We start from the raw sequence: 16,543 nt of genomic DNA, 5'->3' as shown, positions 1-16,543 counted from the left end.
ACCGTTTCTGCCCAACCCCCCGAGGTGCCCCGTGTCGCAGACCGTTTCCCCCCTGCCCGAGCGCGGGCCCACCGGTCGGCGCACGGCGAAAGGCTCGCTGTCCGGCAACTCCCCCAAGCGCGTCGAGCGGCCCGCGCCGCTGCGCCAGGTCGTGTACGACGCGCTGGCAGAGCTGATCATCAACCGGACCCTGGAGCCCGGGCAGCACCTCGTGGAAGCCGACCTCGCCGAGTACCTCGGGGTCAGCCGGCAGCCCGTTCGTGAGGCGCTGCAACGACTTCAGAGCGAAGGCTGGGTGGACCTGAGGCCCGCGCAGGGCGCCTTCGTGCACATGCCCACCGACGAGGAGGCCGACCAGCTGCTCGGCGTCCGCGCCGTGCTGGAAACCCATTCCGCCCGGCTCGCCGCGTCGACCGCCACCGAGGAACACGTGGCGCGGCTGTGGGAACTGCAGAACGCCGGGGTGGCGGCACTTGAGGCGGACGACGGCGAAGGCCTCGTCACGGCGAACGCCTATCTGCACTCCTACATCACCGAGCTGACCGGAAACGCGGTGCTCGCCGAGCTGATCGCGCTCGTCGACCGCCGGGTCCGCTGGTACTACACGCCCATCGCCCGGCCGCGGGCCCACGACTCCTGGCACGAGCACGCCAAGCTGATCGAGGCGATCGCCGCCAAGGACCCCGCCGGCGCGGAGAAGATCATGGCCCAGCACACGGAGCGCACGCGGCAGGCGTTCCACGAGCGGCCCGAAGCAACCCAGGAGTAGAGGGGGCGGGCGTCAGCCGCCCCCTCTACTCCTGGCTTGCTTCGGCAGCGCCGAATGCGCCCCAATGTGGCGTTCGGTGCGCCCAACGCAACCAACGCCACATTGGGGCGGAACAGACGGTCCCTTACCCCGGTGCCCCGGCAAGCGTCAGCTGCCGGCACTCCCGGTGGCCGGAGTGGCCCGGGCGGCCACGTCCGGCGAGGTGACCTGCACCGTCGCACCCGGGCCGGAACGCCGGCCGGGCTGCTTCAGGAACAGGGTCAGCAGCGCGGACAGCAAGGCGATGCAGCCCGCGAGGATGTACGCGCCGGTGTAGCCCCAGGCGACGATCACGCCCGCGGCCAGACCACCGCCGCCGACCCCGCCGATCAGCTTGGCGCTGTAGACCAGGCCGTAGTTCGTCGCGTTGTGGTTCTCGCCGAAGTAGTCCGGCACGAGCGCGGCGAACAGCGGGTAGAACGCGCCGCTGCCGAAGCCGGTCAGCACCGCGAACACCATGAACCAGAACAGGCTGTGCGCGTTGCCCGACCACATCACGCCGAACTGCGCCACGGCCGCGATCACCAGCACCCAGAACAGGGTGGCCTTGCGGCCGATCCGGTCCGAGGCCCAGCCCACCAGGCCGCGCCCGACGCCGTTCACCACCGCCAGGATGCCCGCCGAAGAAGCGGCCACGAACGCGCCGAAATTGCTTTCCTTGGCGAAGTCCACCTGGAAGTTGATGCCGAACAGCGAGACGCCGCCGATCACGACCAGGCACACCCACATCAGCGGGAGCATGCCGGTCCGGATCGCCTCCATCGGCGTGAACTGCTTGACCGCGGGCGGATTCTTGGCCAGGCCCTTGGCATTGCCGACGGCCTTGCCCTTGAGCCACGCGATCGGGTCGACCTCGGCCGGCCACCAGTTCTTCGGCGGGTCCTTGAACAGGAACCCGCAGATCCCGACCACCAGCAGCATGTACAGCCCGATGGCGTCCAGCGTGATCGTCACGTTCTCGTGGCCGAGGAACGCGCTGAACAGGTAGATGAACGGGACCGCGCCGTACGCGAAACCGCCGTTCACGAAACCGGTCCGGGCCCCGCGCTTTTCCGGGTACCACTTGCCGACCATGTTGATGCAGGTGGCGTACACCAGCCCGGCGCCGGTGCCGCCGAGCACGGAATACCCGATGAACGCGATGACCAGGTTTCCGCTGTGCGCGATGGTGAAATAGCCGATCCCGCTCAGGACGGCGCCGGCGAGCATGGCGGTCTTGGCCGAGACGATGTTCTTCTCGCGCAGCCGCCCGGCGGGGAACGCGACCCCCGCCTGGAAGACGGCCCAGATGCTGGCCAGCCAGAACGCGTCCGACAGGGACCAGCCGTACTTTTCTTCGAGTGTCCCTTCGACGGCCCCCCAGCCGTACTCGAACACGCTGACCGCCATCATGGCGATCCAGGGCAACCAGACCATGAAACTGCGTGAGCGCCCCAGGATGTCCCGTGGACTCTCACCGATCCGGTAGACCCGGCCGTTGTCGTCGATGATCTCCTGGTAAGTCGGTTGGGCTGCGGTCATGAGAGTTCTCTTTCGTCACCGTTGACTTCGGTTCCCTCTTGGTACGCGGCGTGCGGTGGATCTTCGTCCTTTCCCTCGGGTGAGGCCAGCCCCTGTGGAGGTTTTTCAGAGTCGTCCCGCGGACCGGGCCCAGCGGTACTTGGCGCCGAGCACCGCCACCGGCTTTTCGGTCGTGTACGGGTAGGCGACGATCCCGTTGGCATACAGGTGGTCGCTCGCCTCCTCGACCTCGACGTCGCCGGAAAGCGAGGCCACCACGGGCTTGTGGATGCCCTTGCGGCGGAACTCCTCGACGACGTCGACCACCAGCTCGGCGAACACCATCGGCGGCGTGACGATGGTGTGCCAGTAGCCGAGGATCAGGGAGTGGATGCGCTCGTCGGACAGGCCGAGCGCGATGGTGTTGCGGTAGGTCGACGGCGGCTCGCCGCCGGTGATGTCCACCGGGTTGCCGGCCGCGCCGAACGGCGGGATGAACTTCCGGAAGGCCTCGTCGAGGTCGCCGGGGATCTCCATCAGCGAAAGGCCGTTGTCCACACAGGCGTCGGACAGCAGAACGCCCGAACCGCCGGCGCCGGTGATGATCACGACGTTCTCGCCCTTCGGCGTGGGCAGCAGCGGGATGCCGCGGGCGTACTCGAGCATGTCGTTCAGCCCGGGCGCCCGGATCACGCCGCTCTGGCGCAGGATGTCGTCGTAGACCTTGTCGTCGCCGGCCAGCGCGCCGGTGTGCGAGCTGGCCGCCTTCGCGCCCTGCGAGGTGCGGCCGGCCTTGAGCACCACCACCGGCTTCTTCAGCGAGACCCGCTTGGCCGTCTCGGCGAACGAGCGGCCGTCCTTCAGGTCTTCCAGGTGCATGGCGATCAGCTGGGTGTTGTCGTCCTGCTCGAAGAAGGTGAGCAGGTCGTCCTCGTCGATGTCGGCCTTGTTGCCCACGCCGACGATCGAGGACACGCCCATCTTCGCCGACCGGCTGAAGCCCAGGATCGCCATGCCGATGCCGCCGCTCTGCGAAGAGAGCGCGACCCCGCCCTTGACGTCGTACGGCGTGCAGAAGGTCGCCGACAGGTTCTCCGGCGTGTAGTAGTAGCCGTAGATGTTCGGCCCGAGGACGCGTACGCCGTGTTTGCGCGCGATCGCCACGACCTCGTCCTGCAGCGCGATGTTGCCGGTTTCGCCGAAGCCGGACGGGATCAGGATCGCCCCGGCCACACCCTTGGCGCCCGCTTCCTCGAGTGCGGCGGGCACGAACTTCGCCGGGATGGCGAACACCGCCACGTCCACGTCGCCGGGCGCGTCGGCGATGCTGGCGTAGGCCTTGCGGTCCAGGATCTCGCTCGCCTTGGGGTTGATCGGGTAGATCTCCCCCGCGTAGCCGCCGTTGACCAGGTTCTTCATCACCGAGTTGCCGATCTTGCCGGCTTCGGCGGAAGCGCCGATCACCGCGACGGCGGCCGGCTTCATGATCCGGGTCATCGACGCCAGGATCTCCTCCTGGGTGAACCGCAGCGGCTCCTTCGCCGCTTCCGGGTCGACCAGGATCCGGACGTCGACGGCGGTCGCGCCGGACGCGGTGGCCAGGACCGGGTTGAGGTCGACCTCGGCCAGCTGCGGGAAGTCGGTGACCAGCTGCCCGAGCCGGTGGATGATGCCGGCCAGCGCGTCCTTGTCCACCGCCTCGGCGCCGCGGACCCCGTTGAGGATCTCCGCCGCCGCGATCCCGTCCACCATGGACAGTGCCTCTTCGGTGCTGGTCGGGGCCAGCCGGAAGGTGACGTCCTTGAGCACCTCCACGAGCACGCCGCCGAGGCCGAAGGCGACGACCTTGCCGAAGGTCTGGTCGCTGACCGAGCCGATGATCACCTCCTGCCCGGAGGTCAGCATCTGCTGTACCTGGACGCCGACGATCTTCGCGTCGGCGTTGTAGACCTTGGCATTCTCGAGGATGGTGGCGAAGCCCTCGGCCACCTCCTCGACGCTACGGAGGCCGACGAGCACGCCGCCGGCCTCGGTCTTGTGCAGGATGTCCGGCGAGACGATCTTCAGCACCACCGGCAGGCCGATCTCCTCGGCCTGCGCGACTGCCTCGGCCGCGGTGGCGGCGAGCCGTTCCTGCGGGGTGGGGATCCCGTAGGCCTCGCAGACCGCCCGGCCCTCCGGCGCGGTGAGCGAACTGCGTCCCTCGGCCGCGGCCGCGGCGAGGATCTTCTCGACCGCGGCGCGGTCGGTTCCCGTGGTCATTCGCTGCTCTCCTTCAGATCACGCCTGCGGTGCGGAGCCGGTCGAGGTCCTGCGGTCCGTAGCCCAGCTCGCCGAGCACCTCGTTGTTGTGCTCGCCCAGCAGCGGCGAGCGCTCGATCTCGACCGGGGAGTCCGACAGCTTCAGCGGGCAGCCGACGGTCTTGAAGGCGCCGCGCTCCGGGTGCTGCACCTCGACCACGGTGCCCAGCTCGGCCAGCGTCTCGTCCTCGATCAGCTCCCGGGTGGACAGGATCGGGCCGCACGGGATGTTGCAGGCGTTGAGCCGCTCCATCACCTCCCACTTGGTGTGCTGCTCGGTCCACTGCTCGACCAGCGCGAACACCTTGTCCAATTTCGACAGCCGAGCCTCCGGGGTGGCCCACTCCGGGTCTTCGGCCAGTTCGGGCTGCCCGATCAGCTCGGTGATCGGCGCCCAGCCGACGGGCTGGATGATCACGTAGATGTAGTCGTTCGGGCCGCCGGGCGCGCAGCGCACCGCCCAGCCGGGCTGGCCGCCGCCCGAGGCGTTGCCCGAGCGCGGCACCTCGTCGGTGAACACCTCGTTCGGGTACTCGCCGAGCGGGCCGTGCGCCAGGCGCTGCTGGTCTCGCAGCTTCACCCGGCACAGGTTCAGCACGGCGTCCTGCATGGCGACCTGGACCCGCTGGCCGCGGCCGGTGTTCGTGCGCTGGTACAGCGCGGCCAGGATCGCCGCCACCAGGTGGATGCCGGTGCCCGAGTCGCCGATCTGCGCGCCGGTCGCGGTGGGCGGGCCCTCCTCGAAGCCGGTGGTGCTCATCGAGCCGCCCATGGCCTGCGCGATCACCTCGTACGCCTTGAAGTCGGCGTACCGGCCCGGGCCGAAGCCCTTGATCGAGGCGTAGACCAGCTTTTCGTTGATCTCGTGCAGCTTCTCCCACGGGAAGCCGAACCGGTCGACGACGCCAGGGCCGAAGTTCTCCACCAGGACGTCCACAGAGGACACCAGCTCGGTGAAGACCTTCTTGCCCTCCTCGCTCTTCATGTTCAGCGTGATGCTGCGCTTGTTGGCGTTCAGCATGGTGAAGTAGAGACTGTCCACCCCGGGCAGGTCGCGCAGCTGCCCGCGGGTGATGTCGCCGCGGCCCGGCGTCTCCAGCTTGATGACGTCCGCGCCGAGCCAGGCGAGGATCTGGGTCGACGACGGTCCTGATTGGACGTGGGTCATGTCGAGGACGCGGACGCCCTCAAGTGCCTTTCCCATTTCGGCCTCCGACTACTTGTACATCGTCTGGTTCATGGTCCCGGGGGCGTAGGCGTCCGGGTCGACCCAGACGTTGATCAGCGAGGGCTTGCCCGACTCGCGGGCGCGCTGCAGCGCCGGCGCGATGTCCGCGGGGTCGCGGACCTCCTCGCCGTAGCCGCCGAGCATCCGGGCGAACTCGTCGTAGCGCACGTCGCCCAGGGTGTTGCCGATGCGCTCGCGGGCCAGGCCGTACTTCTGCGCCTGGCCGTAGCGGATCTGGTTCATCGAGGAGTTGTTGCCGACGATCCCGACGAACGGCAGGTTGAACCGCACCAGCGTCTCGAAGTCCCAGCCGGTGAGGGAGAACGCGCCGTCGCCGAACAGCGCGACGACCTCCTTGTCCGGGCGGGCGTGCTTGGCCGCCAGCACGAACGGGATGCCGACGCCGAGCGTGCCCAGCGGGCCCGGGTCCATCCAGTGGCCCGGCGACTTCGGCTGCACGACCTGGCCGGAGAAGGTGACGATGTCGCCGCCGTCGCCGATGTAGATCGAGTCCTCGGTGAGGAACTCGTTGATCTCGTGCACCAGCCGGTACGGGTGGATCGGGTTCGCGTCGGAGTGCTGCTGCGGCAAGCGCTTCTGCTTCGCCTTCTCCTCGACCGCGCGCAGTTCCTCCAGCCACGGCTTGCGCGCCACCGCGCCGGTGTCCACACGCCCCGAAGCGGCCTGCGAGACGGCGGCGAGGACCTGCCCGGCGTCGCCCACGATGCCCAGGTCGATGTCGCGGTTCTTGCCGACGGTGCGGTAGTCGAGGTCGATCTGCACGACCGTGGCGTCCGGCGAAAGCCGTTTGCCGTACCCCATCCGGAAGTCGAACGGCGTGCCGACGATGACGATCACGTCGGCGTTGTCGAAGGCGTACCGGCGGGAGAGCTGGAAGTGGTGCGGGTCGCCCGGCGGCAGGGTGCCGCGGCCGGCGCCGTTCATGTACGCGGGGATGTTCAGCGAGCGCACCAGTTCCGTGGCCGGCTCGGTCGCCCGCGTGGTCCAGACCTGGCTGCCCAGCAGGATCGCCGGCTTCTTCGCGTGCACCAGCAGGTCCGCGAGCTTCTCGATGTCCGCCGGGTCGCCGGCGCTGCGCGTAGACGCGCGGTACTGACCTGCCGACGGGATGCGCGCGTTCGCGAGCGGGACCCGCGCGTCGAGGACGTCACGCGGGATCTCCAGGAACGACGGCCCGGGCGCGCCCGCGAACGCCTCCCGGAACGCCATCGAGACCAGGTCGGCCGCCCGCGCGGTGGACGGCACGGTCGCCGCGAACTTGGTGATCGGCGTCATCATGTCCACGTGCGGGAGATCCTGCAGCGACCCCATCTTGTGCTGCGCCAGCGCGCCCTGCCCGCCGATCAGCAGCATCGGGCTCTCCGCCCGCAGCGCGTTCGCCACGCCGGTGACCGCGTCGGTGGTGCCCGGCCCGGCGGTGACCACCGCGCAGCCAGGCTTGCCGGTGATCCGGGCGTACCCGTCGGCGGCGTGCGCGGCGACCTGCTCATGCCGTACGTCGATGACGTTGATGCCCTCGTCCACGCAGCCGTCGTAGATGTCGATGATGTGCCCGCCGCACAGCGTGAAGATCGTGTCGACGCCCTCGGCCTTGAGCGCCTTGGCGACCAGGTGCCCGCCGGAGATCGTGTCCGGGGCCGCCGGGGCACCGTTCGCGGCCGCCCGGCCCTGCTCGGCGTCCTGGCCCGTGGTGGTTGGCGCCATGGCTCAGCTCCTCTGCTGCTCTCGCGCCGGACCTCTCTGATCCGCGCGCTCGTTCCGGTGTGCTCGTCCGTCCGCGGTCCGGCGTGAGGGCCATCCCTCCAGGTCAGCGCCACCTTCGGGACAAACTGTAGATTGCATACCGTATGCGGTAGGCATTAGGATTACTCTCAGAGTTGCCCGCTGTCCAGGGCCATCCGCAGGTTTTTCGCCCGGTCCCCCTCCCCGGACCCGGCCCATTCCCCCAGACCGGCAAGGAAGGAATCCGATGGATCTTTTCGAGCACGAGGCCCGCGAGCTGTTCGAAGCCCGCGGCGTACCGGTCCCCCGCGGCCGGGTCGCCGTTAGTCCCGAAGAAGCCCGCGCCGCCGCCGTCGAGATCGGCGGCACCGTGGTGGTCAAGGCGCAGGTGAAGACCGGTGGCCGGGGCAAGGCGGGCGGGGTCAAGCTCGCCGCGCGGCCCGACGACGCCGAGCAGGTGGCCGAGGACATCCTCGGCATGGACATCAAGGGCCACACCGTGCACAAGGTCCTGGTCACCGAGGCGAGCGAGATCGCCGAGGAGTACTACGCGTCCTTCCTGCTGGACCGGGCGAACCGCACGTTCCTCGCGATGGCGTCCGTCGAAGGCGGCATGGAGATCGAGGAAGTGGCCGCCACCAAGCCCGAAGCGCTGGCGAAGGTCCCGATCGACGCGCTCACCGGCGTCGACGCGGAGAAGGCGCGCGAGATCGTGGCCGCCGCGCAGTTCCCGGCCGAGGTCGCCGGCGGCGTCGCGGACGCACTGATGCGGCTGTGGGAGGTCTTCGTCGCCGAGGACGCCACCCTGGTCGAGGTGAACCCGTTGGTGCGCACGAAAAGCGGCGAGATCGTCGCGCTCGACGGCAAGGTCACCCTGGACGAGAACGCCGCCTTCCGGCACCCCGGGCACACCGCGTTCGCCGACCCCGGGGCCGGCGACCCGCTGGAGCGCCAGGCCCACGAGCAGGGCCTCAACTACGTCAAGCTGGACGGCGACATCGGCGTGATCGGCAACGGCGCGGGGCTGGTGATGTCCACATTGGACGTCGTCGCGGACGCGGCCGCCGAGGCCGGCGCCGTGGGACCGGCGAACTTCCTGGACATCGGCGGCGGCGCCTCGGCCGAAATCATGTCGGCCGGGCTCGGGGTGATCCTCGGCGACCCGGGCGTGCGCAGCGTGTTCGTGAACGTGTTCGGCGGCATCACCGCGTGCGACGCGGTGGCCGACGGCATCGTCAAGGCGCTCGCCCTGCTCGGCGACCGCGCCACCAAACCGCTGGTCGTCCGGCTCGACGGCAACAACGTCGCCGAGGGCAGGCGGATCCTGGCCGAGGCGGCCCACCCGCTGGTCACCGTCGTGGCCACGATGGACGACGCCGCCCGCGCGGCGGCCGAGCTGGCCGCCGTCCCCGTCACCCCGGAGGCCTGAGATGGCGATCTTCCTGGACAGCAGCAGCCGCATCATCGTTTCGGGCATGACCGGCGCCGAGGGCACCAAGCACACCAAGCGGATGCTCGACGCCGGCACGAACGTCGTCGGCGGCGTCAACCCGCGCAAGGCCGGGCAGTCCGTCACCATCGGCGGGCGCGAGCTGCCGGTGTTCGGCACTGTCGCCGGCGCGATGGCCGCGACCGGCGCGGACGTGGTGGTCCTGTTCGTGCCGCCGCCGTTCGTCAAGGACGCGGTGATCGAGGCCGTCGACGCCGAGATCGGGCTGGCCGTGGTGATCACCGAGGGCGTGCCGGTGCACGACTCCGCGGTGTTCTGGGCGCACGCCGTGGCCCGCGGTGGCAAGACCCGGATCATCGGGCCCAACTGCCCCGGCCTGATCTCCCCCGGGCAGTCCGGCGCCGGGATCATCCCCGCCGACATCACCGGGCCCGGCCGGATCGGGCTGGTGTCGAAGTCCGGCACGCTGACCTACCAGCTCATGCACGAGCTGCGTGACCTCGGCTTCTCCAGCTGCATCGGCATCGGCGGCGACCCGGTGATCGGGACGACGCACATCGACGCCGTCGAGGCGTTCGAGAAGGACCCGGACACCGACGTGATCGTGCTGATCGGCGAGATCGGCGGAGACGCCGAAGAGCGCGCTGCCGCGTACGTGCGCGACAACGTCAGCAAGCCCGTGGTCGGCTACGTCGCCGGATTCACCGCGCCCGAAGGAAAAACCATGGGCCACGCGGGCGCGATCGTCTCCGGTTCGGCGGGCACGGCAGCCGCGAAGCAGGCGGCGCTGGAGGCGGCGGGCATCCGGGTCGGGCGGACGCCGAGCGAAACCGCGCGGCTGGTCCGCGAAGTGCTGGCCGGTTGACCGTGGGCGAAATCGACGAGCTGGTCGCCCACGCCCGCGGCTACCACCACCGGCTCGACCACACCCGGCTGACGCGGCGGCCGCGGCGCCGGGTCGCGGTGATCGCCTGCATGGACGCGCGCATCAGCGTCTACCGGCTGCTCGGCCTCGAAGAGGGCGACGCGCACGTGATCCGCAACGCCGGCGGCGCCGTCACCGACGACGCCATCCGCTCGCTCGCGGTCAGCCAGCGGCTGCTCGGCACGCGGGAGGTGATCCTGGTCCACCACGAGGACTGCGGCATGCGAACCTTCACCGACACCGAGTTCGCCCGGCAGGTCGAGGCGGGCACCGGGATCCGGCCGCCCTGGTCGGCCGAGTCGTTCGCCGATCCGGCGCAGGACGTCCGGCAGTGCCTGCGGCGGGTGCGGTGCAGCCCGTTCCTGCCGCACACCGCCTCGGTGCGCGGATTCGTCTACGACGAGCGGACGGGGTCTATGACGGAAGTCGACGGCATTGTTTGAGGAGGACGCGGATGCACTGGGCCGAGGCTCGCCAAGCCGCGCGGGACGCGGTGAAGCCGTTGGAAGCGGTCGAACTGCCGCTGGCCGACGCGCTGGGGATGGCGCTGGCGAGCCCGGTCCCGGCCGGCGGCGCGCCACATCCGTCCCCGCTCACGCCCGGCACGGCGGTCGAGATCGCCACCGGGGCGCCGGTGCCGCCGGGAACGCGAGCGGTGCTGCCGGCGCTCCCCTGCTGAGCCACACCCGAACCCGGGAGGACGGATGGACCTGCGGCAGCTCGAGATCGCCGTGGCGGTCGCCGAGGAAGGCGGGTTCACCGCCGCGGCGTTGCGGCTGCACACCGTGCAGTCGACGGTCTCGACCGTCATCCGCGCGCTGGAGCGGGACCTCGGCACGGCGCTGTTCGAACGCACCACCCACCGGGTCGCGCTGACCCCCGCCGGGCTGGCGTTCCTGCCGGCCGCCCGCGCCGCGCTGACCGCGGCGGAACAGGCCCGCGCGACCGTGGACGGGGCCCGCTGGAAGGTCAGCGGCTGCGTGCGGATCGGCGTGATGCCCGGGTGCTGGGCGGAACCGCACCGGGTGCTGGCCAAGCTGCGGCGTGAGCATCCGGCGGTACGGGCCGAGGTGCGGATGGCGCATCCGGACGAACTGTCGGCCGCCGTACGGAAGTCCACTGTGGACGTGATGGTCGGCGTGGCTGACGGCGACGGGACCGACGGGCTGGTGCGACGCTCGTTGCGGCGGGAGGAAATGGTCCTGGTGACGGCACCTACCTCCGAAGGCGGGGCGCTGACCATGGCCGAGGCGGCGGAACTGGCGGTGGTGGATTTCGCGCCGGGGTGGGCGGTCCGGCAGGTGACCGACCGGGCCTTCCGCGACGCCGGGGTTGCGCGGGTGGTCTCGTGCGAGGTGGCCGAGATCGGCGCGGCGGTGGAGCTGGTCCGCCACGACTTCGGGGCCTGCCTGCTGCCGGAGTCGGTGGCGGGGCGGTTCCCGGAGTTGCGGGTGCGTCGGTTCACCGGCGGCGGGCCCCGATGGGACGTGGCGGTGTGGTGGTCCGGCGGCGAGGTTTCCGACGCCGTCCGCGCGGTCGTGAAAGTGCTGGAGTGAAGGCGGCGCTTCCCGTGCCGCTCGCCGTGCGGCATGATCGCGGAGTGTTGCTGCGTCAGCTGGAGTACCTCGTCGCGCTCGCTCGGGAGCGGCACTTCGCGCGCGCGGCCGACGCGTGCCACGTGTCGCAGCCGTCGCTGTCGGCGGGGATCCGGAAGCTGGAACAGGAACTCGACACCGCGATCGTGCGGCGGGGCCACCGGTTCGAGGGCCTGACCCCCGAAGGCGAACGGGTGCTGCTCTGGGCGCACCGCATCCTGGCGGAGTGCGACGGGCTGCGCCACGACCTGTCGACCATGCGCCACAGCCTTTCCGGGGTGCTGCGGGTCGGGGCGATCCCCACCGCGCTGACCGCCGCGACGTTGCTGACCACCCCGTTCTGCGAACGCCACCCGCACGCGCGCGTGAGCCTGGAATCCTTGTCGTCGCGGGAAATAACGCGGCGGCTGGGCGAGTTCGAGCTGGACATAGCACTGACCTATGTGGACGACGAGGAGCTGGGCGCGGTCCGGACGTTCCCGCTCTACGAGGAGCACTACCTGCTCCTGACCCCGCGTGACAACGACCTCGCCACCCGCGACGTCGTCCGCTGGGACGAGGTCGCCGCGCTCCCGTTGTGCCTGCTGGGCCGGCAGATGCGCAACCGACGGGTGCTGGACGGGCTTTTCGCCACCGCGGGCGCGACGGTGGTGCCCGCGATCGAGACCGACACCGTTTCCGCGCTCTACGCGCATGTCGCGTCGCGCAAGTGGTCCAGTGTCATCTCGCACGCCTGGCTGCACATGTTCGGCGTGCCGCCGGGCATGCGCGTGGTGCCGCTGGAGGAACCGGCGCACTCACCGGAGATCGGGCTGGTGCTGGCAGACCGGGACCCCGAGCCGATCCTCGCCCGCGCCTTGCTCGACGTCACCGTCGGCGCCGATGTCCGGGGGACGCTGAAGCGCGTCCTCGCGCGTTTCCTCGGGCCCGCTCGATAGCCGGGGGCTATGCCCGGATAGGCACGAACGCTTTGACCTCCCCCGCGCCCGGGAGGAGGGTGAAAAGCGTTGAATGCCAACGAATTCTTTCGGGAGACACATCATGGCAAAGGTGCTTTGCGTGCTCTACGACGACCCGGCGGCCGGGTACCCCACGAGCTACGCCCGGGACGGGCTGCCCAAGCTGGAGGGCTATCCCGGCGGCCAGACCCTGCCGACCCCGAAGGCGGTCGACTTCACGCCGGGGAGCCTGCTCGGCAGCGTCTCCGGTGAGCTGGGGCTGCGGAAGTTCCTGGAGTCCCAAGGCCATCAGCTCGTGGTGACGTCCGACAAGGACGGCGACGGCTCGGTCTTCGACCGCGAGCTGCCGGACGCCGACATCGTGATCTCCCAGCCGTTCTGGCCCGCCTACCTGACCGCCGAGCGGTTCGAGCGCGCGAAGAACCTCAAGCTGGTCGTCACCGCCGGCATCGGCTCCGACCACACCGACCTCGACGCGGCGATCGCGCACGGCGTCACGGTCGCCGAGGTGACCTACTGCAACAGCATCAGCGTCGCCGAGCACGTGGTGATGATGATCCTTTCGCAGGTGCGCAACTACCTGCCCTCGTACCAGACCGTGCTCGACGGCGGCTGGAACATCGCCGACTGCGTCGCCCGCTCGTACGACGTCGAAGGCATGCACGTAGGCACGGTGGCGGCCGGCCGGATCGGGCTGGCGGTGCTCAAGCGGCTCAAGCCGTTCGACGTCCACCTGCACTACACCGACCGGCACCGGCTGCCCGCCGAGGTCGAGCGCGAGCTGAACCTGACCTTCCACGAGAACGCCGCCGCGATGGTGCCGCACTGCGACGTGGTCACCGTGAACGCCCCGCTGCACCCGGAGACCGAGGGATTGTTCGGCGACAGCCTGATCTCCACCATGAAGCGCGGCGCGTACCTGATCAACACCGCCCGCGCCCGCATCGCCGACCGCGACGCCATCGTGCGCGCGCTGGAGAGCGGCCAGCTCGCCGGCTACGCGGGCGACGTCTGGTTCCCGCAGCCCGCCCCGGCCGGCCACCCGTGGCGCACCATGCCGCACCACGGCATGACCCCGCACATCTCCGGTTCCTCGCTTTCGGCCCAGACCCGTTACGCCGCAGGCACCCGCGAGATCCTCGAGTCCTGGTTCGACGGCACCCCGATCCGCGACGAGTACCTCATCGTCGACGGCGGCAAGCTCGCCGGCACCGGCGCGCACTCGTACTCCACCAACCGCTGACCGGCCCGGGCCCTTCCCTGACCTGTGGCAAGGGAAGGGCCGGGCCCGGTCGTCTGTCTTTCGACGTGAACGTCAAGCTGGTCAGCAGCCCTTGAAGCGGCCGTCCGCGGCCCAGCCGGCGTTGGCCCAGGACTCCGCGGGCGACGGCTTCAGCGCGGGGTCCAGCTTCGCCAGTTCGCCGAGCAGCCAGCTGGTGAAGCGGGCCGCGCTTTGCGGGCACGGGTGGATTCCGTCGGTGCTGGACCTCGAACCCGGCAACCCGGACAATCCCGGACGGGCGCTCGCCGACTTCTTCCGCCTCGAGGACGGCAAGGTCGTCGAGCACTGGGACGTGATCCAGGACGTGCCGAAGACCGCCGCGAACGGCAACGGGATGTTCTGACCCCGCGCACGACCGCCCGGCGACCGCTCCACCAGGTCGCCGGGCCGGTGTCAGTGCGGCTGGGAGAGATCGCCGGGTTTGAACGTCCTCACCGTGTCGGTGACGAGCTTGTCCAATGCCGTCTTCTGCGCGGCCGGGTAGACCCAGCGGAGCCCGGCCGTCGAGCCGGTGCCGATGGACTCGTGCGCGTAATAGATCTTGCCGTCGCCCTGGTAGCCGGAAACCGTGTAGCCCTCGCTGTCTGACGTGCTGAAGGTGACCCGGCCGCCGTTGCCCTCCAAGGAGGCGACCAGCTGGGCCAGCTTGTCCGCCGGGCTGAGGCCGCCCGAGCCGGTTCCCGAGTTGGTGCCCCACACGTACAGCGTCGCGTCGATCTTGTCGTCGCTGTAGGTCATGCCCTCGCCGTTCTCCGGGGTCCACTTCAACGGGGTGTAGCCCGGCGGCACCTGCGCGGTGAACCCGAAACGGGAGTTCGTGTACGTGGCGTCGGCACCCGGTTGGGCCGGCTTCGACGATGCGGGCGAAGGAGTGGCCGCCTTGCCCAGCATGGTCAGGAACTTCGGCAGCAGCAGGTCGTTCAGCTCGGCATACGGCAGCACCACGCTCTCGCTCCCGGAAGCACTGGCGCAGCCGAGCTTGTACCAGAGGATCTCGAACTCGGCCCCGGTCCCGGTGAACCCGAACGCCGAGGCCGGCACGTGGCCACCGCCACCGGGCATCTCCGCGGCGTCCATGCTGACCTGCCGCGTCGGATACCCCTCGACCGTGGGCACGCTGCAGAATTCGCCCGTGTGCGGGGTCAGCCGCTGGGTCAGCGTCCGCATGCCGTCGGCCGTCAGGATCTCGGGCCGGAACATGTCCTGGGGGCCCAGCACCTTGCCCGTGGTGAGGTCCACAGTGAACGCTTCCGGGAACCGCCAGGTGGTGTGCGACAGCACGTCCGACTTGAGATCGTGGTCGTACCGCACGGAAAGCAGGTCCGGCGTCTGCAGCAGGATCCGCGCGGACGAGTGCAGCGCGGCGGTGTCGCCCCGCTGCCGGAACATGTCGAGCGTGCTCGGGTCGGCGACCGAGTCCCGCACCGTCTTCAGCCGCTTGTCGATCGGCGCCCGCAACGCCTCGTTGACCCGTTGCCGGACCGCGGGGTCCGCGCCGCCGGACACCTGCGGGTACTGCAGCTCGTAGCTCATCGGCAGCGCCTGGTCCTGCCCGGCCAGGGTCTGCATGGCCACCGTCAGCTGCGGCGGTGGCGGAGCGGGCGGGTCACCCCCGGGCCGGAAGACCACCAGCCCGCCGGCGACCAGCCCGGCGACGATCACCACGCCGATGGCGACCTTGCCCACGACCGTCGCGGTCACCCCTGCCCCGGTGCTCGTCGCGACACCCGTTCCGGTGCCGGCCGCCACACCCGTCCCGGTACCCGCCGTGACGCCGGTCCCGGCACCGGCCGCCGCGATCGGTGCCGCGGCTGTGCCGGCGGAGGTCAGCAGCGCCAGGGGGGTCAACGCCGTCAACGCGGCAGCCGAGGTGGCCAGGCGCTTCCAGCCGCGCTTCTCCCAGTTCTTCCCGTATTCCTTGCGGGCCACGGTTTCCAGCTCGGTGACAAAGGCAGCAGCCGTCGCCGGACGCCACGCCGGGTCCTTCGCCATGCCCCGCGCGATCAGCGGGCGCAGCGCCTCGGGGACCACGTCCAGCGGCACCGGCGCTCCCCCGTGCAGGGCGCGCAGCTGCTCGCTCGTGTCCGCCTCGAACGGCCGGTGCCCGGTGATGCACTGGTAGAACACACACGTGGCCGCGTAGACGTCGGTGGCGGGCAGGCCGGGCTGCCCGGCCCACTGCTCCGGGGCCATATAGGACGGTGAACCGGCGGTCAGTCCGTTGTGTCCGTCCAAAGTGGCCAGTCCGAAGTCGACCAGCTTCGACGCCCCTTCCCGCGACACCAGCACGTTCGCCGGCTTGTAGTCGCGGTGGACGACGCCGACCGCGTGCGCGTCGGCGAGGCCGAGCAGCGAGCCCTTCAGGATCGTCAGCGCCGCTTCGGGCGCCAGCACGTTCTCCGCTGCCAGCAGCGCGCGCAGCGACACACCCGGCACCGCCTCCATGACCAGCGCGGCGCCCTGCGGCGTCTCGACGAAATCGAACAGCCGGACCACGTGCGGGCTCCGCACGCCGGAGAGCATCCACGCCTCCCGCCGGAACCCGTCCAGGATCGCCGCGTCGGCCAGGAAGTCCGCGTGCAGGTACTTGATCGCCGCCATCTGCCCCGAAGCCTCGTGCTTGGCCAGCACGACCCGGCCGAAACCGCCGGTACCGAGCACGTCCACTTCGGCGTACCCGGGCACACACCAGGTGTCGTTCATCCCCGCAGCTTCCCCTCGCCGTGCACCGGCTCCACCGCCCGGATTGTGG

14 protein-coding genes are annotated in these 16,543 nt (G+C 70.4%); 9 read left to right on the top strand and 5 right to left on the bottom strand.

Annotation, left to right across the window (positions count from 1 at the left end):
• Window positions 1–31: 31 nt before the first annotated feature.
• Complete coding sequence (locus tag OG371_RS38895; protein WP_329061281.1) at window positions 32–769, top strand: GntR family transcriptional regulator; 738 nt, start codon at window positions 32–34, stop codon at window positions 767–769.
• Between the two features lie 147 nt (window positions 770–916).
• Here the strand turns inward: OG371_RS38895 and OG371_RS38890 are convergent, their stop codons facing one another.
• The 4 genes from OG371_RS38890 to OG371_RS38875 all read right to left on the bottom strand — a co-directional run bounded on the left by OG371_RS38890 (window position 917) and on the right by OG371_RS38875 (window position 7,562).
• Window positions 917–2,329 carry an OFA family MFS transporter gene (locus OG371_RS38890; protein ID WP_329061279.1) on the bottom strand — a complete coding sequence of 471 codons (1,413 nt, stop codon included), beginning with the start codon at window positions 2,327–2,329 and terminating at the stop codon, window positions 917–919.
• Window positions 2,330–2,434: 105 nt separating this feature from the next.
• Complete coding sequence (locus OG371_RS38885) at window positions 2,435–4,570, bottom strand: acetate--CoA ligase family protein (protein WP_329061278.1); 2,136 nt, start codon at window positions 4,568–4,570, stop codon at window positions 2,435–2,437.
• A 13-nt stretch (window positions 4,571–4,583) separates the two neighbouring features.
• Window positions 4,584–5,813, bottom strand: a complete 1,230-nt coding sequence (gene frc, locus OG371_RS38880; RefSeq protein ID WP_329061276.1) for a formyl-CoA transferase — start codon at window positions 5,811–5,813, stop codon at window positions 4,584–4,586.
• Between the two features lie 12 nt (window positions 5,814–5,825).
• Entirely contained in the window at window positions 5,826–7,562 is a 1,737-nt protein-coding gene (locus OG371_RS38875) for a thiamine pyrophosphate-binding protein (protein WP_329061274.1), read from the bottom strand.
• 265 nt (window positions 7,563–7,827) lie between these two features.
• On the opposite strand from OG371_RS38875, the gene sucC reads away from it, so the two are divergent.
• The 8 genes from sucC (at window position 7,828) to OG371_RS38835 (ending at window position 14,134) form a co-directional block, all read left to right on the top strand.
• Window positions 7,828–9,009 carry an ADP-forming succinate--CoA ligase subunit beta gene (gene sucC, locus OG371_RS38870; protein ID WP_329061272.1) on the top strand — a complete coding sequence of 394 codons (1,182 nt, stop codon included), beginning with the start codon at window positions 7,828–7,830 and terminating at the stop codon, window positions 9,007–9,009.
• Between the two features lies 1 nt (window position 9,010).
• A complete protein-coding gene (sucD, locus tag OG371_RS38865) occupies window positions 9,011–9,895 on the top strand; it encodes a succinate--CoA ligase subunit alpha (RefSeq protein ID WP_329061270.1) in 885 nt (294 codons plus the stop codon).
• 2 nt (window positions 9,896–9,897) lie between these two features.
• Window positions 9,898–10,398: a beta-class carbonic anhydrase gene (locus tag OG371_RS38860; RefSeq protein ID WP_442876202.1), complete on the top strand. Its 501-nt coding sequence runs from the start codon at window positions 9,898–9,900 to the stop codon at window positions 10,396–10,398.
• An 11-nt stretch (window positions 10,399–10,409) separates the two neighbouring features.
• On the top strand, window positions 10,410–10,634 hold the full coding sequence (locus OG371_RS38855; RefSeq protein WP_329061266.1) for a hypothetical protein: 225 nt from the start codon (window positions 10,410–10,412) through the stop codon (window positions 10,632–10,634).
• 25 nt (window positions 10,635–10,659) lie between these two features.
• Entirely contained in the window at window positions 10,660–11,511 is an 852-nt protein-coding gene (locus OG371_RS38850; protein WP_329061264.1) for a LysR family transcriptional regulator, read from the top strand.
• 44 nt (window positions 11,512–11,555) lie between these two features.
• Window positions 11,556–12,488 carry a LysR family transcriptional regulator gene (locus OG371_RS38845; protein ID WP_329061262.1) on the top strand — a complete coding sequence of 311 codons (933 nt, stop codon included), beginning with the start codon at window positions 11,556–11,558 and terminating at the stop codon, window positions 12,486–12,488.
• 103 nt (window positions 12,489–12,591) lie between these two features.
• Window positions 12,592–13,752 (top strand): NAD-dependent formate dehydrogenase, encoded by a 1,161-nt coding sequence (locus OG371_RS38840; protein WP_329061261.1) that lies wholly within the window; start codon window positions 12,592–12,594, stop codon window positions 13,750–13,752.
• A 91-nt stretch (window positions 13,753–13,843) separates the two neighbouring features.
• Window positions 13,844–14,134, top strand: a complete 291-nt coding sequence (locus OG371_RS38835; protein ID WP_329061259.1) for a nuclear transport factor 2 family protein — start codon at window positions 13,844–13,846, stop codon at window positions 14,132–14,134.
• Window positions 14,135–14,184: 50 nt separating this feature from the next.
• Here OG371_RS38835 and OG371_RS38830 read toward each other — a convergent pair whose 3' ends face one another.
• Window positions 14,185–16,494, bottom strand: coding sequence for a protein kinase domain-containing protein (locus tag OG371_RS38830; RefSeq protein ID WP_329061257.1), 2,310 nt, complete (start codon window positions 16,492–16,494; stop codon window positions 14,185–14,187).
• Window positions 16,495–16,543 lie beyond the last annotated feature (49 nt).

The organism is Amycolatopsis sp. NBC_01480, from assembly GCF_036227205.1.
Lineage (GTDB): Bacteria > Actinomycetota > Actinomycetes > Mycobacteriales > Pseudonocardiaceae > Amycolatopsis.
This window is presented reverse-complemented; position numbering and strand designations above follow the sequence as displayed.